This is a genomic window from Pseudomonas sp. RIT-PI-AD, assembly GCF_025642785.1.
Classification (GTDB): domain Bacteria; phylum Pseudomonadota; class Gammaproteobacteria; order Pseudomonadales; family Pseudomonadaceae; genus Pseudomonas_T.
This window is the reverse complement of the sequence record NZ_JANZKU010000018.1, coordinates 65,998-86,761: the sequence shown is the minus strand read 5'-3', so window position 1 is coordinate 86,761 and position 20,764 is coordinate 65,998. Positions and strand designations below refer to the sequence as shown.

The following is a 20,764-nucleotide window of genomic DNA, read 5'->3' as shown; positions in this document are numbered from 1 at the left end:
TGACCGACGCAACGCCGAGCGCGCCACCGATGCCCGCCGCGCCACCGCCCGCCGCGGCCTCGCAACGGCAGCGCGCCAGCCAGCTGGCCCAGGCCCTGCGCCAGGAATTGCAGAAAGCCGTGATCGGCCAGGCCACGGTGATCGACGACGTGCTCACCGCGCTGATCGCCGGCGGCCACGTGCTGGTGGAAGGCGTGCCCGGCCTCGGCAAGACCCTGCTGATCCGCGCCCTGGCGCGCTGCTTCGGCGGCGATTTCGCGCGCATCCAGTTCACCCCGGACCTGATGCCCAGCGACATCACCGGCCATGCCGTCTACGACCTGCAGACCGAGCAGTTCAAGCTGCGCAAGGGCCCGGTGTTCACCCACCTGTTGCTGGCCGACGAAATCAACCGCGCGCCGGCCAAGACCCAGGCGGCGCTGCTGGAAGCGATGCAGGAGCGCCAGGTCACCCTGGAAGGCCGCGCCCTGGCGATCCCGCAACCCTTCCTGGTGCTGGCCACCCAGAATCCCATCGAGCAGGAGGGCACCTACCCCCTGCCGGAGGCGGAACTCGACCGCTTCATGCTCAAGCTGCGCATGGATTACCCGCAGGCCCAGGAAGAACTGACGCTGGTGCGCCAGGTGACCCGCTCGGCCCGGGCCGACATGCTCGAGGTGGCGCCGCTGCGCACCCTGCTGCAGGCCAAGGACGTGCTGGCCCTGCAGAAGATCGCCAGCGAACTGCCCCTCGACGATCAGGTGCTGGACTACGCCGTGCGCTTGGCGCGCGCCACCCGGACCTGGCCGGGCCTGGCACTGGGGGCGGGGCCGCGTGCCTCCATCGCGCTGGTGCGCGGCGGACGTGCCCGGGCCTTGCTGCGCGGCGGCGATTTCGTGCTGCCGGACGACGTCAAGGGCTGCGCATTGGCGGTGCTGCGCCACCGTGTGCGGCTATCGCCCGAACTGGATATCGAGGGCCTGTCGGTGGATCAGGTAGTGCAACAGTTGCTCGACCAGGTGCCGGCGCCGCGCCTATGAAGCCTTCGCGTGCGCTGCTGATCGCACTGGCCGTTCTGTTCGGGCTGGCGCTGCCCCTGGGCACGCTGGCGGCGCTCGCCCGACCGCTCCCGCTGCTGACCCAACTGTGGTGGGCGGTGCTGCTGGCCCTGGCCTTGCTCGCCCTGCTGGATGCGCTCTGGCTGCGGCGCCTGGCGACGCCCCAGGTCGAGCGCCACCTGCCGGGCAACCTGGCGCTGGGCCGCTGGACCGAAGTGCGCCTGACCCTCCAGCACGCCTACGGCAAACACCGGGATCTGCTGGTGTTCGATCAGGTTCCGGCGGACATGGAATTCGAACACCTGCCGCAGCGGCTGGCGCTTCGCCCCGGCGAAACCACCGGCTTCGGCTATCGCGTGCGGCCGCTGCGCCGCGGTCATTTCGTCTTCAGCCGTTGCGAGCTCGAACTGCCGTCCCTGCTGGGTCTGTGGCGCGCCCGGCGCTTCGTCGAGCGCAGCGATGCGACCCGGGTGTTCCCGGATTTCGCCCGTCTTTACGGCGGCCAGTTGATGGCGGTGGAGGACTGGCTGAGCCAGAACGGCATTCGCCAGCGGCCACGCCGTGGCCTGGGCCTGGAATTCCACCAGTTGCGCGACTTCCGCGACGGCGACAGCCTGCGGCAGATCGATTGGAAAGCCACCGCGCGCAAACGGACGCCGATCGCCCGCGAATACCAGGACGAACGCAATCAGCAGATCGTCTTCCTGCTGGACTGCGGCCGGCGCATGCGCAGCCACGATGGCGAGCTCGCGCATTTCGACCATGCCCTCAACGCCTGCCTGTTGCTCGGCTACGTGGCCCTGCGCCAGGGCGACGCCGTCGGCGTGTCGACCTTCGCCAGCGAGCGCGACCGCTTCCTCGCCCCGGCCAAGGGTTCGGCCCAGCTCGGCGTGTTGCTCAACGCGCTGTACGACGTGGAAAGCACCCGCTTGCCGGCGGATTTCGCCACCGCCATCCAGCAGGTGCTGGTGCGCCAGCGCCGGCGCGCCCTGGTGGTGCTGGTGACCAACCTGCGCGACGAAGACGACGACGAACTACTCGGCGCGGTGCGGCGCCTCGCCAGGCAGCATCGGGTGCTGGTCGCCAGCCTGCGCGAAGAGGTGCTCGACGAGGTGCGTCAGCAACCGGTGCAGGGGTACGAACAGGCCCTGCGGTACTGCGGTGCGGTGGACTACCTGAACGCCCGCGCCGGCCTGCAGGACCGCCTGGCCGCCCATGGCGTTCCGGTGCTGGACGCCCGTCCCCGCGAACTGGGTCCAGAGCTGGTGGGCCGTTACCTGGCCTGGAAAAAAGCCGGGGTGATCTGACCGCTCGGCCAAGCGCCGCCCCCGACGCCCACCGTGGCCGGGGGCGCCTCATCCGACAGGGAGGTTCTCGCTTCGACGCCCGGCGAAGGGAAGCCGGGCGGCCCGGGTGCTCTCAACGGCCGCCGTCAGGCGGAAGCGGCCAGGGCACGAAAGCTGAAATAGTGGCGCAACACCTCGATCATCTCGATGTATTCCGCCGGCGGCGTCACCAGCGCGAATCCGGAATCGTAATGCCCGGGTGTTACGTCTTCCTGGCACCACTGGCAATTGGCGAAGAAATCCACGTGATGCACCTGGGCGTCCTGCCCGGGAATCTTCAGGCGCATGTCGAAACGCGCCCCGACCAGCATCGGCAATTGGCTGATCAGCATCATGCCGTCCAGCGACAGGTTGCCGATGTAGCCCATGGGCTTGTCGGTGACGCGATTGAAGACTTTCAGGTAATAGGGCAACTGATGGCGATCGATTCGACGTTGCATGGGCATAATGGCAAATCGCTATGAATGGCCATTCAGTATGGCCGCACTACTGCCTCTCACCAACCGCTAACTGCAATGGCTGGCGACCTGTTCGCTGAGCGTTCGACGGGCGGCGTCGATTTCCGCACTGCTGTAGTAATGGGCTTCGCCCTTGCTGTCACGGCTGAAGTACCGCCGATCGCCCCCGATGCTCGCCAACTGATTGCGCAACTGGCGGCAACTTTGCTCGCGTTTCGCCAAGCGCTGGGCGGTGTCCGCGGAAGCCTGCGCCTGCTCCTGACGGCGCGCCTCCTGAAGCCGTTCGAGGCGTTCCTCGCGGGCGCGGGTCGCGGCGTCCCGCTCCACCACCTGGGGCTTGACCTCGACCTGGGTGGCGCCGCGTTCGGGCCGTTCGCCGAAATGCACGCCGCCCTGGGCATCGGTCCACCGGTAGATATCCGCGGCGGCCAGCGCCGGCAGCCACAACGCGCACAACAGCAGATGACGCATCTTTCTCTCCGCAAGAGAATCCGGGCCTCCGCCGCGTCCGTCAGAGCGGCGCGGGGCGGGCGATGGCGGACGATGAACCGCGCAAGTGGCCGAGTTGTTCGAGGGTGTCCAGGCGAGCCCTGGCGCGGTAAGCATACTCGCTGCCGGGATAACGGGCGATGATGAAATCATAGGTCTGGCCGGCGTCCACGTAGAGCTTCTGGCGCTCCAGGCACTGCCCGCGCAACAGCGAGATTTCCGGTTTCACCGCAGGGCGCGACCGGCTCATCCGCTCGGCCAGGGACAGATCCAGCATGGCCTGTTCGCAGTTGCCGCGGTTGTAGGCGCGATAGGCGTTGTTCAAGTGATTATCGAGGGACCAGCGGGTGCAGCCGCCGGTGGCGAGCACCAGCAGCAGGACGATCAACGGACGCATGGACGTTCCTCCATACCGGGGAAAGGAGATGCCAGTGTATCGACCGCGCGGGCGAAAGCTGCAATGCATCCGCCGCCCGGCATCGACTCGCCGGGCGCGGGCGCGCGGGGCCGCCAGGTAGTGCAAGCGAACGATGACTACAGGGACGCGGCATAGTAGCCTCCGGGTCTGCTTGGAACCTGGAGCTTTCGCATGACCTTCCGTCGCACCAAAATCGTCGCCACCCTCGGCCCGGCGAGCAACTCGCCTGAAGTCCTCGAACAACTGATCCTCGCCGGGATCGACGTCGCCCGCCTGAACTTCTCCCACGGCACGCCGGACGAGCACAAGGCCCGGGCCCAACTGGTGCGCGACCTGGCCGCGAAGCACGGGCGCTACGTCGCCCTGCTCGGCGATCTGCAAGGTCCGAAGATCCGCATCGCCAAGTTCCTCGACAAACGCATCGAACTCAAGGAAGGCGATCGCTTCCGCTTCTCCGTCACCCACCCGCGCGACGCCGGCACCCAGGAGGTGGTCGGCATCGACTATCCGGACCTGATCAAGGACTGCGGCGTCGGCGACGAACTGCTGCTGGACGACGGCCGCGTGGTGATGCGCGTGGAAGCCAGCACCGCCGACGAGCTGCACTGCGAAGTGCTGATCGGCGGGCCGCTGTCCGACAACAAGGGCATCAACCGTCGTGGCGGCGGCCTGACCGCCCCGGCGCTGACCGCCAAGGACAAGGCCGACATCAAGCTCGCCGCCGAGATGGAACTGGACTACCTCGCGGTGTCCTTCCCGCGCGACGCCGCCGACATGGACCTGGCCCGCCGCCTGCGCGACGAGGCCGGCGGCACCGCCTGGCTGGTGGCGAAGATCGAGCGCGCCGAAGCGGTGGCCGACGACGAGGCCCTGGACGGCCTGATCCGCGCCAGCGACGCGGTGATGGTGGCGCGCGGCGACCTCGGCGTGGAAATCGGCGACGCCGAGCTGGTCGGCATCCAGAAGAAAATCATTCTGCACGCGCGGCGCTACAACAAAGCGGTGATCACCGCCACGCAGATGATGGAGTCGATGATCTCCAGCCCGATGCCGACCCGCGCGGAGGTCTCCGACGTGGCCAACGCCGTGCTGGACTACACCGACGCGGTGATGCTTTCGGCGGAAAGCGCCGCCGGCGCCCACCCGGTGGAAGCGGTCAAGGCCATGGCGCGGATCTGCCTGGGCGCGGAAAAGCAGCCCACCAGCCAGAAATCCAGCCACCGCCTGGGGCACACCTTCACCCGCTGCGACGAAAGCATCGCCCTGGCGGCGATGTTCACCGCCAACCACTTCCCCGGTGTGAAGGCGATCATCGCCCTTACCGAGAGTGGCTTCACTCCGTTGATCATGTCGCGTATCCGTTCCGCGGTGCCGATCTACGCGTTCTGCCCGAGCCGCGAGACCCAGGCGCGGGTGGCGATGTTCCGTGGCGTCTACACGGTGCCTTTCGACCCGGCGGCGGCGCGCAGCGAAAGCGTCAGCCAGGCGGCGGTGGACGAACTGCTCAAGCGCGGTTACGTGCAGCAGGGCGATTGGGTGATCCTCACCAAGGGCGACAGCTACCACACCATCGGCGGCACCAACAGCATGAAGCTGCTGCACGTGGGCGAGGCCCTGGTCTGACCCCACGCCTGCCGGAAAAAAGGCCGCTCCCTCGAGCGGCTTTTTTTCGCCCGCACTTGACCGCAGCCTCAGGGGGCATGGGGAAGAAATGCCTCGGCGAGCAGGTTGGAACGCGGCAGGCCGGCCAGGTAAAGCTGCCGGGCGACACCCTCGATCCGCTCGGGATGGCCGCAAAGTAAGGCGAGGGTTCGCCGGGGAACGAGGCGGAATTCGGCCAGGACCGCCGGCAGGTCCGCCGCGCACGGCAGCTCGACGCTGAGCTGCGGATGGCGCGCGGCCAGGGCTCGCAAGGGCTCGGCGAGGTAGTGGCCGGCGGGCTCGCGGGCCAGGTGGATCAGCCGGATCGGGCCGCTGTGGGCCTGTCGCAGCGCTTCGCGCAGCAGGCTCCACAACGGCGCCAGGCCGGTGCCCGAGGCCAGCAGCAGCAAGGGCCGCTCCTGCCAGTCCGGCTCGTAGCGCAGCGCGCCGCCGCCCAGGGCGCCGAGCCGCAGCCCGTCGCCCGGCAACAGATGCCGTGCCCGCGCGCAGAAGGCCCCGGCGGCGCGGCAATCCAGGTGAAACTCCAGCCAGGGGTCTTCGCCGGGCAGGCTGGCCAGGGAATAGGGCCGCGCCACGCCCTGGTCGCTCCACAGCAGCAGGTGCTGCCCGGCGACGTAGCGCAGCGGCCGTTCCGGGCGCAAACGCAGGCGCAGGATGTCCGGGGCCAGCCAGTCGGCCGCCGCCACCTCGGCCGGCATGCCATCGCGCCGCGGGTCGAACGCCTCCACTCGCAGGTCCGCCACCACCCGGCACTGGCAGGCCAACCGCCAGCCCTGGGCGCGTCGCAGCGGGTCGAGCGCCTCGGGACGCGCGTCCGCCGGCTCGCCCTCCAGGCATCGCACCAGGCATGCCTGGCAGCTGCCGGCCCGGCAACTGAAGGGGATGCGGCAACCGGCTTGGTTCAGCGCGTCCAGCAGGTCGCTGCCCGCGGCCACCTGCCAGCAGCGATCACCGACGCGAAGTTCGGGCATGGCACGGGCGAGCGTCGGAGGGGAAAGGCGTCATCGGCGGAACTGGACCGGAAAAGGAAGAGCCGAGGGAACGGGTACACGCGGGATTCTAGGGGAAAACGCGTTCGGCGGGAGATGGCGAAGACCGCCCACTAGCCTTCCCAGGTGGCCTCGCAGCGGTTGCGCCCGCTGCGCTTGGCGCGGTACAGCGCCTGGTCGGCGCGTTGCAGGGCTTCATCGAGGTCGTCGCCCGGCTCCAGCAGGGTCATGCCGGCCGACAGGCTCAGGTTGTCCACCCGCATGCCCACCGGCTGGGACTGGGCGAAGGTGTCGCGCAGGCGTTCGCAGCAGCTGGCCAGGCGGTCGGCGTCGCACTCCGGCAGCAACAGGACGAACTCCTCACCGCCGTAGCGGGCCAACACGTCGCCGTCGCGCAGGCAGGCACGCGCCACCGCCGCGAAGGTCTGCAATACCCGATCGCCGGTGGCGTGACCGTGGACGTCGTTGATCCGCTTGAAGTGATCGAGGTCGATCAGCGCGAGCCCGTGCCGGCAGCCCGGCGCCAGGCTTTCCAGGGCGAGCCCGGCGAGGCGCAGGAAATGCCGGCGGTTGAACAACCCGGTGAGTTCGTCGGTGGCCACCAGGTCTTCCAGTTGGCGCATCATACCGCGCAGGGTGTCCTGGTGCGCCTGCAAGGCGAAGCGCCGCTGGCGCATGCGTTGGCGCATGTTCTGCAGGTATTTGGCGAACAGCCCCAGCCAGACCAACAGCGCCGCCAGCACGCAGACCTGCAGCAGCGCCAGCCCCGGATCGGCCAGGCGCATGCGATAGGCTTCCCAGAGGTTGAGCCCGGTGAAGATGAAGAAGGCATAGGTGGCGCAGCGGGCGAATCCGCGGGGCTGCAACTGGAACACCCCGAACAGCATGATCAGCGCGTAGAACACCAACAGGGTGCCGCGGGCGCTGTCCAGGTGCGACAACAGGTAAGTGAGCCAGCTGAGGGCCACCAGCATCTGCGCTTCCGCCAGGCTGGGATCGCGGAAACGCCGGTTCTGGCCACTGCAGAACAGCGCCAGGAAGCCCAACTGGCTGAGGATCACCAGGCCGGTGCCGGCCAGTGAGGTCGCCAGCGAACCCCGATAGAGTCCGCAAAAGATCGCCACCCAGGTCAGCGCCAGGACCAGGGCATAGGTGGCGCAGGCCATGGCGAAGCGCTTCAACAGCAGCTTCTTCAAGGCGCTCGACGTGATTCGCGGGCTTCCTGTGCTCATGGGGCTCCATCCCGTACTGGCACCTCGCCGCCACTCTACCTAGGTGCCGGACAAATGCCTAGGTCCTGTTCGTCCGGTTGCGCGGCGTCCGGGGCCACGGCGCGAAGCCATCGCCCATGCCGGCGCGAGTGCGTCGCGACAGCCCGGCGCGCTATACTGCCCCGCTTTTTTTTCATCGAAAGCGCGCCGGTTCGTGATCCGGCGTTTTCCAGAGGTTCCCGTTCGAAGAGGAGCGCGCCCCATGACCGTGATCAAGCAAGATGACCTGATCCAGAGCGTCGCCGACGCCCTGCAGTTCATCTCCTACTACCATCCCGTCGATTTCATCCAGGCGATGCACGCGGCCTACCTGCGCGAAGAATCGCCCGCCGCGCGCGACGCCATGGCGCAGATCCTGATCAACTCGCGCATGTGCGCCACCGGCCACCGGCCGATCTGCCAGGACACCGGTATCGTCACCGTGTTCGTCCGCGTCGGCATGGACGTGCGCTGGGACGGCGCCACCCTGAGCCTCGACGACATGATCAACGAAGGCGTGCGTCGCGCCTACAACCTGCCGGAGAACGTGCTGCGCGCCTCGATCCTGGCCGACCCCGCCGGCGCCCGCAAGAACACCAAGGACAACACCCCGGCGGTGATCCACTACTCCATCGTTCCCGGCAACACCGTGGAAGTGGACGTGGCGGCCAAGGGTGGCGGCTCCGAGAACAAATCGAAGATGGCCATGCTCAACCCGTCCGACTCGATCGTCGACTGGGTGCTGAAGACCGTGCCGACCATGGGCGCCGGCTGGTGCCCGCCGGGCATGCTCGGGATCGGCATCGGTGGCACCGCCGAGAAGGCCGCGGTGATGGCCAAGGAAGTCCTGATGGACCCCATCGACATCCACGAGCTCAAGGCCCGCGGCCCCTCGAACCGTATCGAGGAAATGCGCCTGGAGCTGTTCGACAAGGTCAACCGGTTGGGCATCGGCGCCCAGGGCCTGGGCGGCCTGACCACCGTGCTCGACGTGAAGATCATGGACTACCCGACCCACGCCGCCTCGCTGCCGGTGTGCATGATCCCCAACTGCGCCGCCACCCGCCACGCCCACTTCGTGCTCGACGGCAGCGGCCCGGCCAGCCTGGAGGCGCCGCCGCTGGACGCCTACCCGGAAATCGTCTGGGAGGCCGGTCCGTCGGCCCGCCGCGTCGACCTGAACAGCGTGACCCCGGAAGACGTGCTGAGCTGGAAGCCGGGCGAGACCCTGCTGCTCAACGGCAAGATGCTCACCGGCCGCGACGCCGCGCACAAGCGCATGGTGGACATGCTGAACAAAGGCGAGACCCTGCCGGTGGATCTCAAGGGCCGCTTCATCTATTACGTCGGCCCGGTCGACCCGGTGGGCGACGAGGTGGTCGGCCCGGCCGGCCCGACCACGGCGACGCGGATGGACAAGTTCACCCGGCAGATCCTCGAGCAGACCGGCCTGCTGGGCATGATCGGCAAGTCCGAGCGCGGCCCCGTCGCCATCGAAGCGATCAAGGACAACAAGGCCGTGTACCTGATGGCCGTCGGCGGCGCCGCCTACCTGGTGGCCCAGGCGATCAAGGGTTCCAAGGTGCTGGCCTTCCCGGAACTGGGCATGGAGGCCATCTACGAGTTCGACGTGAAGGACATGCCGGTGACGGTGGCGGTGGATGCCCAGGGCGAGTCGGTGCACATCACCGGCCCGGCGATCTGGAACCGCAAGATCGCCGAAAGCCTGGCGGTGGAAGTGCAGTAAGCCTTTCGCGCTCAAGGAAAAGCCCGGCCATGCCGGGCTTTTTCATTTCAGGGGGCGTTCAGCCGGCGGCCTGCGGCACCGTCGGCTTGCCCCAGTCCGCCCACAGCTTGGCGACGGCGGCGTAGTCGTCGCGCCCGTAACCGGCGCGGGCGGCCATCTCGTACACGCTGTGGGAGCCCTGGATGGCGAACAGCGGCACCCCGAGGGACTGCGCCAGTTCCAGCGCCAGCACCGAATCCTTGCGCGCCGCGTCCAACGGCATGCCGCCGGCATAGTTGCCCTCGAGGATGCGCTCCGCGTAGCGATGGGTCAGGGGCCGCTGGATGCCCATCTGCGCGTCGCAGAGCATGGCGATCAGTTGGTCGCAGGCGACCCCGGCGGCGGTGGCCATGGCGCCCGCCTCCGCTACCACCACCATCACCGCGTGGGCCACGGCGTTGTTGATCACCTTGGCCGCCGCACCCGCCCCCAGCTCGCCGAACCGGATCTGCCTCGGTGCGATCGCATCCAGCACCGCCTGGGCCGCGTCCAGCGCCCGCGGCGAACCGCCGACGGCCAGCGCGGCGGTGCCCGCCGCCATCTGCCCGACGCCCGCCAGCACCGACGCGTCCACCAGCTCGACGCCCTGAGGGGCGAGGAGGGCCTCCAGCGCCTGGATGTCCGAGGGGTTGACCGTGCTGGTTTCCACCAGCACCGCGCCCCTCGCCAGGTGCGGGACGATCCGCTGCACCACCGCGCGGGAAATCGCCGGGCTCGGCAGCGAAAGCACCACGACGTCCACGCCCGCCAGGTCGTCCGGCGCCTCGATGGCGACCGCGTCGAAGTGCTCGCGGGCCCGCGCCAGCGCCTGGCGGTCGAGGTCGGAAACCTTCACCGGGAAATGCCGGGCGATGCGCTCGGCGATCAGGTACCCCATGTTGCCCAGGCCATAGACGGCCACGGTTCGTTGACCGCTCATGTCGTTCTCCATTGCAAGTGAAAATATCCGGGTCACACGCCCTTGCGCACCTTCAGCGACAGCACCAGGACCAGCCCGATCAGCGAGCACGCGGTCAGGCCCAGCAGACCGCCCTGGATCGAGCCGGTCTGCTCCTTGATGACGCCGAAGGCCGCCGGCGCGGCGAAACCGCCGAGGTTGCCGAGGGAGTTGATCAGGGCGATGCCGGCCGCCAGCACCTTCGGCTCCAGGGATACCGCGGTCATCGACCAGAACACCGAGTTGCAGGACTTGTAGCCCACCGCCGCCAGGGTGAGGGCGAACAGCGCGAACCAGGGACTGCCGAGGGTGGCCAGGGCCATGCCCGCCGCCATCAGCGCCATGGAGCCGGCGACCAACGCCCTGCGATGGCCCTTGTCATCCGTCAGCTTGGCCAGGACGTACATGGCGGCCACCGCGAACAGCCAGGGCACCGCCGACAGCAGGCCGACCTGGAAATTGTCGATGCCGTCGATCTGCCGAAGGATGCCCGGCAGCCAGAACGTCACGGTGTAGCCGGTCATCACCGAGATGAAGTAGATCGCGCAGAGCTTGATCACCGTGGGTTGCAGCAGCAGTTGCAGTTGCGTCAGGTGCCGCGCCTCGGTCTGGCGGACGGCCTCGTCGCGCGCCACGGCGTCCCCCAGCGCGCGCTTCTCCTCCAGGCTGAGCCAGCGCGCGTCGTCGATTCTCGACACCAGCCAGATGATGCTCAGCAGGCCCACCAGCATGGAGACGCCGCCCTCGATCAGGAACATCCAGCGCCAGCCGGCGATGCCCAGCCAGCCGTGCATTTCCAGCAGGGCGCCGCTGATCGGTCCGGTGACGATGTAGGCCAGCGCCGAGGCGCTGAGGAAGATCGCCACCGCGCGGCCGCGGTGGGCGTCCGGCAGCCACACGCTGTAGTAGAAGATCACCCCGGGAAAGAACCCGGCCTCCATGGCACCGAGGAGAAAGCGCAGGACATAGAAACTGGTTTCCCCGCCGGTGAACGCCATGGCCAGGGTCACCGCGCCCCAGGTGATCATGATGCGGGTCAGCCAGATTCGCGCGCCGAGGCGCTTGAGGTAGAGGTTGCTGGGCACCTCGAACAGCGCGTAGCCGACGAAGAACAGCCCGGCGCCGAGGCCGAATGCCGCCGCGCCGATGCCCAGGTCGGCCTTCAGGGCGTCCTGGACGAAGCCCAGGTTGGTGCGGTCGATCTGGTTGATCAGCAGCATCAGCACGGTCAGCGGCACCATGCGCCGGTAGAACTTGCGTACCGCGGACTTGACCACCGAATCCTCTTCGGCGGTCGCGGGGATGGAAAGCGCTGTCATGGGTCGATCCTCTTCTTGTTATTGGATGTGGAACCGCGCTCATCGGAACGCTGGCGCTGGCAGGCGCGGGTGGGGTCCTCTACTTCGCGACCGACAGGGGCTGGGCGTGCAGCCCGACGTACAGGCTCTTGACCTGGGCATAGAGACGCAGGCCGTCGATGCCCTTCTCGCGGCCGATGCCGCTGCTCTTGAAGCCGCCGAACGGCGTGCTGGTGACCGATTGCTTGTAGGTGTTGATCCACACCGAGCCCGCCTCCAGGGCACGACCGATGCGCCAGGCGCGCTTGAAGTTTTCCGTCCAGATACCGCAGGCCAGGCCGAACACCGTGCCGTTCGCCTGCTCGATGAGGTCCGCCTCGTCGCGGAACGGCAACGCGACCAGCACCGGGCCGAAGGCCTCTTCCTGGCAGGACAGCGCCTGCGGGCCGAGGCCGTCGATCACCGTCGGCAGGTAGTAGGCGCCCGAGGCGTATTCGGCGCCCTCCGGTGCCTGGCCGCCGCAGCGCACGCGACCGCCCTCGGCACGGGCGCGCTCGACGAAGGCCGCCACCCGCTCGCGGTGGTGGAAGGAGGCCAGCGGGCCCATCTCCACGCCGCTGGCGTCCGGCGCCGCGACCCGCAGCGTGCGCGCCCGCGCCAGCACCTGGTCGAGCACTTCGTCGTACACGCTCTGCTCGATGAACAGCCGCGACCCGGCCACGCAGGATTGCCCGGCGGAACCGAAAATGCCGGCCACCACGGCGGCCACCGCATGCTCGCGGTCGGCGTCGGCGAACACCACGTGGGGCGATTTACCGCCCAGCTCCAGGGCCACCGGCACCAGGCGCTCGCCGGCCACCCGGCCGATCGAGCGGCCGGACTGGGTGCCGCCGGTGAACGAGATCATCCGCACCCCCGGATGCGCCACCAACGCGGCGCCGACCTGCGCGCCACGGCCCTGGACCACCTGCAGCAAGTCCTCCGGCAGGCCGGCGGCGCGGGCGATGCGCAGCAGCTCCGGGGCCAGCAGCGGGGCGTCCTCGGACGGCTTGAGGATCACCGCGTTGCCCGCGGCCAGGGCCGGCGCGACCTTGGTGGCATCGTTCATCACCGGCGAGTTCCAGGGGGTGATCGCCGCCACCACGCCGAAGGGTTCGAGCACGGTGAACGACAGGTAATCGCCGCGCGCCGGCGTCACATCGGTTTCCAGGGTCTCGCACACCGAGGCGTAGTAGAGGAAGGTGCCCACCGCCGAATCGACCATGCCGCGGCATTCGCCGAGGGGCTTGCCGTTGTCGCGCATCTGCAAGCGTGCGAGGAACTCCTTTTCCGCCGCCAGCCCGTCGGCGATGGCGCGCAGGACCGCGGCGCGCTTGTGCGGCAACAGCGCCTTCCAGCCCGAACGGTGGAACGCCTGCCAGCCACGCGCGACAATCGCGTCCAGTTCCTCGACCGCCGTCACCCGCACACGGCCCACTTCGCTGCCATTTGCCGGATCGATGCTGATGAGTTCTTCTTGCTGCATGCCGGTAGCCATCGGCGGCCTCCTTTTTGTTCTGATTGGCCGCAGTCTGGACGGGCTTTTTCCCTGTAACAACCAGCACGTTGTCGCCAAGATTGGCGATAAAACTATTGATAATCCGCCAATTGCGGCCCTCGACGACGAACCGTCGAAGGGTCCGGCGGCGACGGTGGAGCGAGGGCCCAGGTGAGCAAGAACCGTTCTGACGCGAGCGAAGTCGTCCTGCCGGAACAGGTGGTCGCGGTGATCGAGGCCATCGAGACGGACATCATCCGCAGCCGCATCCTGCCGCGGACCCGGCTGATCGAGGACCATCTGATGGAGGACTACGCCGCCAAGCGCCACGTGGTCCGCGCCGCCCTGACCGAGTTGCAGCGCCTGGGCGTGGTGGTGAAGCCGCCGCACCTCGGGGCGCAGATCCGCCGGTTCGACGCCCAGGGCGTCGAAGACCTCTACCGGATGCGCAGCGTGCTGCACCGCGCCGCCGTGGCGATGATGCCGCTGCCGGTGCCCGCGGCGCGCCTGGACGAGGTGGCGGCGGCCATGCGCGCGCATGCCGAAGCCGCGGCGTCCGGGGAACTGATCGCCATCCACCGCACCAACATGGCCTTTCACCGCGCCTTCTACGGTTTGTGCGACAACCCCTACCTGGCGGAATCGATCCGCCTGCACGACTGGCTCAGCTTCCCCGTGCGCGCCTATGGCGCCGCCGACGCGGGCGCGCTGGAGCAGGCCTGCCGGGAGCACGCCGAGATGGTGGAAGCGCTGCGCCGCGGCGAGCGCGCGCTACTGGAGCGGTTGTCCGAAGCGCACATGGACCGCGCCCGGCGGATCTACCTCGACAAGTTCCTCAGCCACTGAGGCCGGGCCGGCGCTCAGGTCATCCAGAAATACAGCAGGCCGAGGTTGGCCAGGGAGATCAGGCCGAACAGGAACCAGGCCAGCCCGCGCACCAGCGGGCCGTTGACGAAGGCGCCCATGAGCCGGCGGTCGCTGCTGAAGCGGATCAGCGGCCAGAGGGCGAACGGCAGTTGCAGGCTGAGCACCACCTGGCTGAGCACCAGCAGGCTGCCCACGGCGCCGTCGCCGAGCCAGATCACCCCGGCCAGCGCCGGGACCAACGCCAGGCCACGGGTGATCAGGCGGCGCTGCCAGCAGGGGATCTTCGCCTGGAGGAAGCCCTCCATCACCACCTGCCCGGCGAGGGTGCCGGTGAAGGTCGAGCTCTGCCCGGCGGCCAGCAGCGCGATGCCGAACAACAGGCTGGCCAGGGTGCCGCCCACCAGCGGATCGAGCAGGTGGTAGGCGTCCTGGATTTCCACCGCGCCGTCGCCTTTGCCGTGGAAGGCGGCGGCCGCCAGGATCATGATCGCCGCGTTGATCAGCAGCGCCAGGGACAGCGATGCCAGGGTATCGACCCGCGAGAAACGCACCGCGCTGCGCTTGCTGGCCAGGTCGCTGCCGGTGAGCCGCGTCTGCACCACCGAGGAATGCAGGTAGAGGTTGTGCGGCATCACCGTGGCGCCGAGGATGCCGATCGCCAGGTACAGCGGCTCCTGGCCGCCGAGGACGCTCCACGACGGCCAGAGGCCGGCGGCGACCTCCGGCCAATGGGGCTTGACCAGCACCAGCTCGACGAAGAAACACCCGCCGATGGTGGCGATCAACCCCAGCACGATGGCTTCCAGGCGTCGGAAATTGGCGCCCTGCAAGGCCAGCACGATCAGCGTGTCGAAGGCGGTGAGCACCACCCCGACGGTGATCGAGACGCCCAGCAGCAGGTGGAAGGCCAGCGCCGCGCCGAGCACTTCGGCAAGGTCGGTGGCGAGGATCGACAGTTCCGCCAGCAGCCATTGCGCGCGGGCCACGCCCGGCCGATAGCGCTCCCGGGACAGTTGCGCCAGGTCGCGCCCGCTGGCGATGCCCAGGCGCGAACAGAGGTTCTGCAACAGCATGCCGCTGAGGCTGGCGAGCACCACCATGAACAGCAGCGCGTAGCCGAAGCGCGAGCCGGCCTCGATGGCGGTGGCCCAGTTGCCCGGATCCATGTAGCCCACGGACACCAGCAGCCCCGGGCCCATGTACAGCAGCAGCTTGCGCCCCAGGGAGGCATTCGGCGGGATCGCGACGCTGTCGCTGACGGCCGAGGGGCAGAAGGGGGCGGTGGCGGTGGTCGGCAGCTTGTACATCGTGATCGCTTGGCGGGCGGCGGGACGGCCAGCTTAAACGCCGCGCGACGGGAAAGTCTCGCGCCGGGCGTCGCTCAGCCCCGGGCGCGGCCCACCAGGCTCAGTTCCGCCACACCGCCACGGCGCTGGGCCAGGTAGCGGGTGCAGCTCACCCGCAGGAAGGAGGCGAAATTCACCACCTCGCCGCGGTAGTCCATCACCTCGTCGTACAGCTTGGCGATCAACTGGTTGGTGCTCATGCCGTCCACCTCGGCGATTTCCGCGAGGATGTCCCAGAACTGGTTCTCCAGGCGCAGGGTGGTAACCTCCCCGCGAATCCGCAGGGAGCGCGAGCGGGACTCGTAGAGGATCGGGTCGGCCTTGACGTACAACTCGCACATGGCAGCGGCTCCGGCGTGGCGGGAGACGGCGCCCCGCAGGGCGCCACGGGGTGCATCAGGGTTCGATGCGGGTGCCCAGCAGGCCGAGGAAGGCCGCCAGCCAGGCGGGGTGCGCCGGCCAGGCCGGGGCGCTGACCAGGTTGCCCTGGACGTGGGCCTGGTCCACCGGGATTTCCACGTATTCGCCGCCGGCCAGGCGGACCTCCGGCGCGCAGGCCGGATAGGCGCTGCAGGCGCGTCCGCCGAGCACCCCGGCGGCGGCCAGCAGTTGCGCACCGTGGCAGACCGCGGCGATGGGCTTGCCGGCGGCGTCGAAGGCTCGCACCAGCGCCAGCACCCGTGCATCCAGGCGCAGGTACTCGGGCGCCCGCCCACCGGGGATCACCAGGGCGTCGTAGGCGTCGGCGCGCACGTCGGCGAACGCGAAGTTCAGGGCGAACAGGTGCCCTGGCTTCTCGCTGTAGGTCTGGTCGCCCTCGAAGTCATGGATCGCGGTGCGCACCTTGTCACCGGCGCCCTTGTCCGGGCAGACGGCATGGACGGTATGCCCGACCATGGTCAGCGCCTGGAACGGCACCATGGTTTCGTAATCCTCGACGTAATCGCCGACGAGCATGAGGATGTTTTTCGCAGCCATCAGGGTTCTCCTGGGAAAGTCACTCGCGGAGTATCCACCCGCGGACGCCGGCGCGGGTAACAGCCTGCTACTACAGCGCCGGCGGCGGTCAGCGACGGCGGTCCAGCAGGTTGACCGCCATGCGGTCCAGCCAGCCCCACAGGCGCTGGTAGAAGCGCTTGAGCAGCGGCCGCGCGCGCCAGTCGTCGAGGGAAATCTCCCGGCTCAGGGCGAAATCCCCGGCCAGGCTGGCGGCCACCTCCGCGGTCAGCGCGGGGTCCACCGCCTCCAGGTTGGCCTCCAGGTTGAAGCGCAGGTTCCAGTGATCGAAATTGCACGAGCCGAGGCTCACCCAGTCGTCCGCCAGCACCATCTTCAAATGCAGGAATCGCGGCTGGTATTCGAAGATTCGCACGCCGGCCTTCAGCAGCCGCGGGTAATAGCGCTGGCCGGCGAAGCGCACCGGCGGATGGTCGGTGCGCCGGCCGGTCAGCAGCAGGCGCACGTCGACGCCGCGTCGCGCGGCCTTGATCAACGCCCGGCGGACCTTCCAGCTGGGCAGGAAATAGGGCGTCGCCAGCCAGACCCGCTGGCGCGCGCGATGCAGGCTGCGCATCAGCGACTGAACGATGTCGCGGTGCTGCCGGGCATCCGCGTAGGCCACCCGCCCAAGCCCTTGCCCCGCCGGCGGACAGGGCGGCAGGTGTTCGAGCCCCGGCGCCTCCCCGGGTTTCCACGGGTGCCGGCCGAGGCTGGCCAGCCATTGCACGTTGAACAGCACCTGCCAGTGCCCGACCAGCGGCCCGCGGATCTCCACCATGACCTCGTGCCAGGGGCTGGCATCGGCGCCGGGCAGCCAGAACTCGTCGGTGGCGCCGGCGCCGCCGACGAAGGCCACCGTTTCGTCCACCACCAGCAACTTGCGGTGATCGCGGTACAGGTTGTTCAGGCCGCGCCGCCAGCGCAGCGGGTTGTAGGCCTGCAACTGCACGCCGGCGGCGGCCAGGCGCGCGCGCAGGGTCATGCCCAGGCGCAGGCTGCCGAAGCCGTCGAACAGGCAGCGCACCTTGACCCCGCGCTCGGCGGCGGCGCACAGCGCCTCGACCAGCCGCTCGCCGCATTGCCCGGCCTCCACCAGGTAGAGCTCCAGGGCGATCTGCCGCTGCGCGCGGTCGATCGCCGCGAGCATCGCCGGGAAAAAGCGCGGGCCGTCCACCAGCAGGCTGAAGCGGTTGCCGTCCCTCCACGGGAAGATGGTGCCCACGGACCGCTCAGCGCTCGCCGAAGATCAGCACGGCGCCGACCGGCACCGAGGGGCTGAGCAGGTCGAGGCCGGCGCCGGCGCGCAGCCGCTCCAACCCCGCCGCCAGGCCGAAATCCGGTGCCTGCAGCACCAGCGGCGCCAGGGTCACCACTTGGAAGCGATGGTCATCCAGGCGGGTGGCCAGCAGGTCGGCCTGGTAGTGCCGGGTCTTGCCGTGCAGGGTCAGGCTCAGCGGCAGGCGCAATTCGAGTTGCGCGCCGGGCGCCAGGTTGGTGATCGGGCCGAGATCCAGCCGCGCGGCGACCCGCGCCTCGGGGAAATGCGCCACCTCGAACAGCCACTGGCGCAGGCGCTGGTCGCGCAGCGGCACCCCGGTGCTCACCGAATCCAGCTCGATGCGCAGGAGCGCCTGCCCGGCGTCGTCGATGGTGCCGTGCAGGGTGAGGAAGCGGTGGACTTCGGACAGCGTGCCCTGCTTGCTGGAAATGAAGGAAATGCGCGAGGACTCGTTGTCCAGGTACCAGCCCGCCTGGGCTTGCCAGGCGGCGCCGAGAAGCAGGAGGAACACAGCATAGGGGCGGAACATCGGGAAGCCTTCGGACAGTCGAACAGGGCGGAACGATAACCGTCCGGACCGCCCTTGCCCACCCTTCCCGGCCGTCACTCCGGCAAGGCGTCCGCCTCCGGCAGCAGCCGGCAGCCCTGGCGCGGGCTCACCCAGGCGGCGCTCTGGGTGCTGCCCAGGCCGCGCGCGGTCACCCGCTTGCGCGCGGGATCGTCGTGGAAGCCGCTGAGGGGCACGTACTGCCTGACGTAGGCGGCGCAGTAATCGGCCGGGTTGTCCATCACGTAGCGACAGGAGCAGTACTCCTTGGCGCTGTAGGCGCCGACGATGGCGGGGAAAGCCGCCAGGTCCACGCGGTTGCGCCAGGCCAGCCCGGACAGCAGCACCAGGCCGAGCAGCACCAGGACCCCGAGGATGCGCAGCAGGCGGCGGCTCATGGGCGCACCTGCGGGGCGAAGGCGGCCAGGGCGCGCTTGAGCAGTTCGTCGTGGCGATAGGCGTCGTCGCGGTCGTCGGCATAACGCACGATCACCAGCCCGGCGCTTGGCATGACGTACAGCGCCTGGCCCCAGTGGCCGAGGGCGGCGAAGGTGTCCTCCGGCGCGTCCGGCCAGGGCTTGGCCGCCCCTTTCAGCACCGCGTTGAGCCACCAGTGCCCGCCCGGCACCGCCTCGCCCGGCCGCCCGCGGTAGCCGGCGAAAGGCTTGCGGTTGAACGCCAGCCAGTCCTTCGGCAGCAACCGGCGCTCGCCCCAGCGGCCGTCGCGCTGCATCAGCAGGCCGACCCGCGCCAGGTCGCGGGCGCTCAGGTAGGCGTAGGAGGAACCGACCAGGGTGCCGGCGGCATCGGTCTCCCAGACCGCCGACGTGATGCCGAGGGGGTCGAACAGCGCGGTCCAGGGGTAGTCCGGGTAGGCCTTGGCGCCAACCATGCCCTTCAGCGCGGCGGCCAGCACGGCGCTGTCGCCGCTGGAATAGCGGAAGCGCTTGCCCGGCACCGCGTCCAGCGGCCGCGCCGCGGCGAACCCGGCCATGTCCGCCCGGCCGCGGGTATAGAGCATCGCCACCACCGAGGATTTCAGCGGCGCGTACTCGTAGTCCTCGGACCAGGCCATGCCGGAGGCCCAGTGCAGCAGGTCTTCCAGGCGCACGTTGGGACGCTTGGCGAAGGCCGGATAGTAGCGGGCGACGGGATCGTCCAGCTTGAAGCGCTTTTCCCCGTAGGCCACCCCGAGCAGGGTGGCGAGCAGGCTCTTGCTGATCGACCAGGTGAGGTGCGGCGTGCTCGCCGTGGTCGGCGCCGCGTAACGCTCGTAGACCAGCACGCCATCGCGCACCACCAGCAACGCGTCGGTGCGCACGCCGCGGCGGGAAAGGTCGTCGCGGGCGGGAAAGGCATAGGCCTCGAAGGCTTCGAGCGCGGCGCCGGGCGGCTCGGCCGCGCGGCTCCAGTCGACGCCGGGCCAGGTTTCCGCCTGGGCCGGAAGGAAGGAAACGCCCAGGCAGAAACCGGCGAGCCGGCAGCACTGGCGCAGGAAGGAAACGGGCATCGAACGGCCTCTGCTTGTCGTGTGGGCGCAACGAAACCTGTCGGCGCGCGGCGATGCCAGGGCGAAACCGCTGCGGGCCGCGCGTTCGCCCCCGGGACGAATCGCCGCTCCGGGAGGACCCCGCCCGGGCATCGCGCGCCGACGTTTTTCGCAGAGAACCTAACACGCGGCAGGCGACAGGCAAACGCTCGGTCGCCGCGGGCCTCAGCGCGGCAACTGGTAGTCCTGCGGGCCCATCAGGTCGAGGCCGCACTCGAGGTTTTCGATCCAGTAGAGGAAGGCGCTGATCATTTCCTGGCCGACGAAGGGCCGCCCGTGCTGCGGCACGATCATCTCCACGTCCATCTGGCGCACCATCGCCGCCCACAGCCGGCAGATCTTGTTGCTCGCCATGTAGCGCTTGTGGAAGCCCTCCATGTGCGGCAGGTGGGCGGCGAAATCCGCCACCGGCGTGGCGTCTTCCACCAGGGAGGCGCCCATGTCGCCGGAGAACAGGATCTTGCTCAGCGGATCGTAGATCTGGAAATTGCCCACCGAGTGCAGGAAGTGCGCCGGCACCGCCTTGAGCTGGCACTTCCCGAGGGGAATCGACTGGCCACGGTCGGGCAACGCGATGATCCGGTCATAGGTGGAGATACCGTGGCTGATCGCCAGGTAGTTGGCCGTGAGGTGCGGCAGGAAGCGCGCCCACAGCTTGGAGCAGATCACCTTGGCGCGGGTGTGCAGCAGCCATTTGTCCAGGGAGGCGATGATGTCCGGGTCCTGGTGCGAGGCGAAGATGTAGGTCAGGTCCTGCACGCTGATGAACTTGGACAGCTCCAGCGACAGCGGGGTGTAGGTGAGGTCGCCACCCGGGTCGAGCAGCAGTTGCTCGTCGTGGTCGATGATCAGGAACTGGTTGGACTGCACCCCGTCGCCACTGACAAGGTCGTCGAACATCAGGCATTGATGGGCGCCGTTGTCGAACAGCACGATGGGCTCGCGTCGCATGGATTTCTCTCCGGAAATG

At 69.0% G+C, this 20,764-nt stretch carries 21 protein-coding genes; 5 read left to right on the top strand and 16 right to left on the bottom strand.

Annotated elements, in window-relative coordinates; translation table 11 throughout:
* Nucleotides 1-29 precede the first annotated feature (29 nt).
* Both OGL92_RS15905 and OGL92_RS15900 read left to right on the top strand, forming a co-directional pair.
* Nucleotides 30-1,019 (top strand): MoxR family ATPase, encoded by a 990-nt coding sequence (locus OGL92_RS15905; protein WP_263145271.1) that lies wholly within the window; start codon nucleotides 30-32, stop codon nucleotides 1,017-1,019.
* Nucleotides 1,016-2,344 carry a DUF58 domain-containing protein gene (locus OGL92_RS15900; protein ID WP_263145214.1) on the top strand — a complete coding sequence of 443 codons (1,329 nt, stop codon included), beginning with the start codon at nucleotides 1,016-1,018 and terminating at the stop codon, nucleotides 2,342-2,344. Before OGL92_RS15905 ends, OGL92_RS15900 begins: the two co-directional genes overlap by 4 nt.
* Before the next feature lie 125 nt (nucleotides 2,345-2,469).
* Here the strand turns inward: OGL92_RS15900 and OGL92_RS15895 are convergent, their stop codons facing one another.
* From OGL92_RS15895 to OGL92_RS15885, 3 genes are read right to left on the bottom strand one after another with little or no spacing between them, the layout of a single operon-like run.
* Nucleotides 2,470-2,829 (bottom strand): PilZ domain-containing protein, encoded by a 360-nt coding sequence (locus OGL92_RS15895; RefSeq protein ID WP_263145211.1) that lies wholly within the window; start codon nucleotides 2,827-2,829, stop codon nucleotides 2,470-2,472.
* A gap of 60 nt (nucleotides 2,830-2,889) precedes the next feature.
* Complete coding sequence (locus OGL92_RS15890) at nucleotides 2,890-3,312, bottom strand: DUF4124 domain-containing protein (RefSeq protein ID WP_263145210.1); 423 nt, start codon at nucleotides 3,310-3,312, stop codon at nucleotides 2,890-2,892.
* 40 nt (nucleotides 3,313-3,352) lie between these two features.
* Nucleotides 3,353-3,727: a tetratricopeptide repeat protein gene (locus tag OGL92_RS15885; RefSeq protein WP_263145208.1), complete on the bottom strand. Its 375-nt coding sequence runs from the start codon at nucleotides 3,725-3,727 to the stop codon at nucleotides 3,353-3,355.
* A gap of 192 nt (nucleotides 3,728-3,919) precedes the next feature.
* Here OGL92_RS15885 and pyk point away from each other — a divergent pair, with 192 nt between their 5' ends.
* Complete coding sequence (pyk, locus tag OGL92_RS15880; RefSeq protein WP_263145204.1) at nucleotides 3,920-5,371, top strand: pyruvate kinase; 1,452 nt, start codon at nucleotides 3,920-3,922, stop codon at nucleotides 5,369-5,371.
* A 68-nt stretch (nucleotides 5,372-5,439) separates the two neighbouring features.
* Here the strand turns inward: pyk and OGL92_RS15875 are convergent, their stop codons facing one another.
* Both OGL92_RS15875 and OGL92_RS15870 read right to left on the bottom strand, forming a co-directional pair.
* Nucleotides 5,440-6,381 (bottom strand): iron-sulfur-binding ferredoxin reductase, encoded by a 942-nt coding sequence (locus tag OGL92_RS15875; RefSeq protein ID WP_263145201.1) that lies wholly within the window; start codon nucleotides 6,379-6,381, stop codon nucleotides 5,440-5,442.
* Between the two features lie 131 nt (nucleotides 6,382-6,512).
* Nucleotides 6,513-7,631 (bottom strand): GGDEF domain-containing protein, encoded by a 1,119-nt coding sequence (locus tag OGL92_RS15870; RefSeq protein WP_263145200.1) that lies wholly within the window; start codon nucleotides 7,629-7,631, stop codon nucleotides 6,513-6,515.
* Between the two features lie 241 nt (nucleotides 7,632-7,872).
* Here OGL92_RS15870 and OGL92_RS15865 point away from each other — a divergent pair, with 241 nt between their 5' ends.
* A complete protein-coding gene (locus OGL92_RS15865) occupies nucleotides 7,873-9,396 on the top strand; it encodes a fumarate hydratase (protein WP_263145199.1) in 1,524 nt (507 codons plus the stop codon).
* Nucleotides 9,397-9,454: 58 nt separating this feature from the next.
* Here the strand turns inward: OGL92_RS15865 and OGL92_RS15860 are convergent, their stop codons facing one another.
* The 3 genes from OGL92_RS15860 to OGL92_RS15850 form a co-directional block, all read right to left on the bottom strand.
* Complete coding sequence (locus OGL92_RS15860) at nucleotides 9,455-10,354, bottom strand: NAD(P)-dependent oxidoreductase (protein WP_263145196.1); 900 nt, start codon at nucleotides 10,352-10,354, stop codon at nucleotides 9,455-9,457.
* 32 nt (nucleotides 10,355-10,386) lie between these two features.
* Nucleotides 10,387-11,691: an MFS transporter gene (locus tag OGL92_RS15855; RefSeq protein WP_263145194.1), complete on the bottom strand. Its 1,305-nt coding sequence runs from the start codon at nucleotides 11,689-11,691 to the stop codon at nucleotides 10,387-10,389.
* 79 nt (nucleotides 11,692-11,770) lie between these two features.
* The gene (locus OGL92_RS15850; protein ID WP_263145192.1) at nucleotides 11,771-13,207 is read right to left on the bottom strand and encodes an aldehyde dehydrogenase; all 1,437 of its coding nucleotides are present in this window, start codon (nucleotides 13,205-13,207) and stop codon (nucleotides 11,771-11,773) included.
* Between the two features lie 171 nt (nucleotides 13,208-13,378).
* Between OGL92_RS15850 and OGL92_RS15845 the strand changes: the two genes are divergently transcribed.
* The gene (locus OGL92_RS15845) at nucleotides 13,379-14,053 is read left to right on the top strand and encodes a GntR family transcriptional regulator (protein WP_263145189.1); all 675 of its coding nucleotides are present in this window, start codon (nucleotides 13,379-13,381) and stop codon (nucleotides 14,051-14,053) included.
* Nucleotides 14,054-14,067: 14 nt separating this feature from the next.
* On the opposite strand, the gene OGL92_RS15840 is transcribed toward OGL92_RS15845, so the two are convergent.
* The 8 genes from OGL92_RS15840 to OGL92_RS15805 all read right to left on the bottom strand — a co-directional run bounded on the left by OGL92_RS15840 (nucleotide 14,068) and on the right by OGL92_RS15805 (nucleotide 20,745).
* Nucleotides 14,068-15,381, bottom strand: coding sequence for an Nramp family divalent metal transporter (locus OGL92_RS15840; protein ID WP_263145186.1), 1,314 nt, complete (start codon nucleotides 15,379-15,381; stop codon nucleotides 14,068-14,070).
* A gap of 74 nt (nucleotides 15,382-15,455) precedes the next feature.
* Complete coding sequence (locus tag OGL92_RS15835) at nucleotides 15,456-15,761, bottom strand: ribbon-helix-helix domain-containing protein (RefSeq protein WP_263145184.1); 306 nt, start codon at nucleotides 15,759-15,761, stop codon at nucleotides 15,456-15,458.
* 55 nt (nucleotides 15,762-15,816) lie between these two features.
* On the bottom strand, nucleotides 15,817-16,401 hold the full coding sequence (locus tag OGL92_RS15830; protein ID WP_263145268.1) for a DJ-1/PfpI family protein: 585 nt from the start codon (nucleotides 16,399-16,401) through the stop codon (nucleotides 15,817-15,819).
* Between the two features lie 85 nt (nucleotides 16,402-16,486).
* Nucleotides 16,487-17,641: a phosphatidylserine/phosphatidylglycerophosphate/cardiolipin synthase family protein gene (locus OGL92_RS15825; protein ID WP_263145181.1), complete on the bottom strand. Its 1,155-nt coding sequence runs from the start codon at nucleotides 17,639-17,641 to the stop codon at nucleotides 16,487-16,489.
* 7 nt (nucleotides 17,642-17,648) lie between these two features.
* Nucleotides 17,649-18,227, bottom strand: coding sequence for a YceI family protein (locus OGL92_RS15820; protein WP_263145179.1), 579 nt, complete (start codon nucleotides 18,225-18,227; stop codon nucleotides 17,649-17,651).
* A 74-nt stretch (nucleotides 18,228-18,301) separates the two neighbouring features.
* Entirely contained in the window at nucleotides 18,302-18,643 is a 342-nt protein-coding gene (locus tag OGL92_RS15815; RefSeq protein WP_263145177.1) for an amidase, read from the bottom strand.
* Nucleotides 18,640-19,755, bottom strand: a complete 1,116-nt coding sequence (locus OGL92_RS15810; protein ID WP_263145174.1) for a serine hydrolase — start codon at nucleotides 19,753-19,755, stop codon at nucleotides 18,640-18,642. Before OGL92_RS15810 ends, OGL92_RS15815 begins: the two co-directional genes overlap by 4 nt.
* Before the next feature lie 204 nt (nucleotides 19,756-19,959).
* Nucleotides 19,960-20,745, bottom strand: a complete 786-nt coding sequence (locus tag OGL92_RS15805; RefSeq protein WP_263145173.1) for an MBL fold metallo-hydrolase — start codon at nucleotides 20,743-20,745, stop codon at nucleotides 19,960-19,962.
* Nucleotides 20,746-20,764 lie beyond the last annotated feature (19 nt).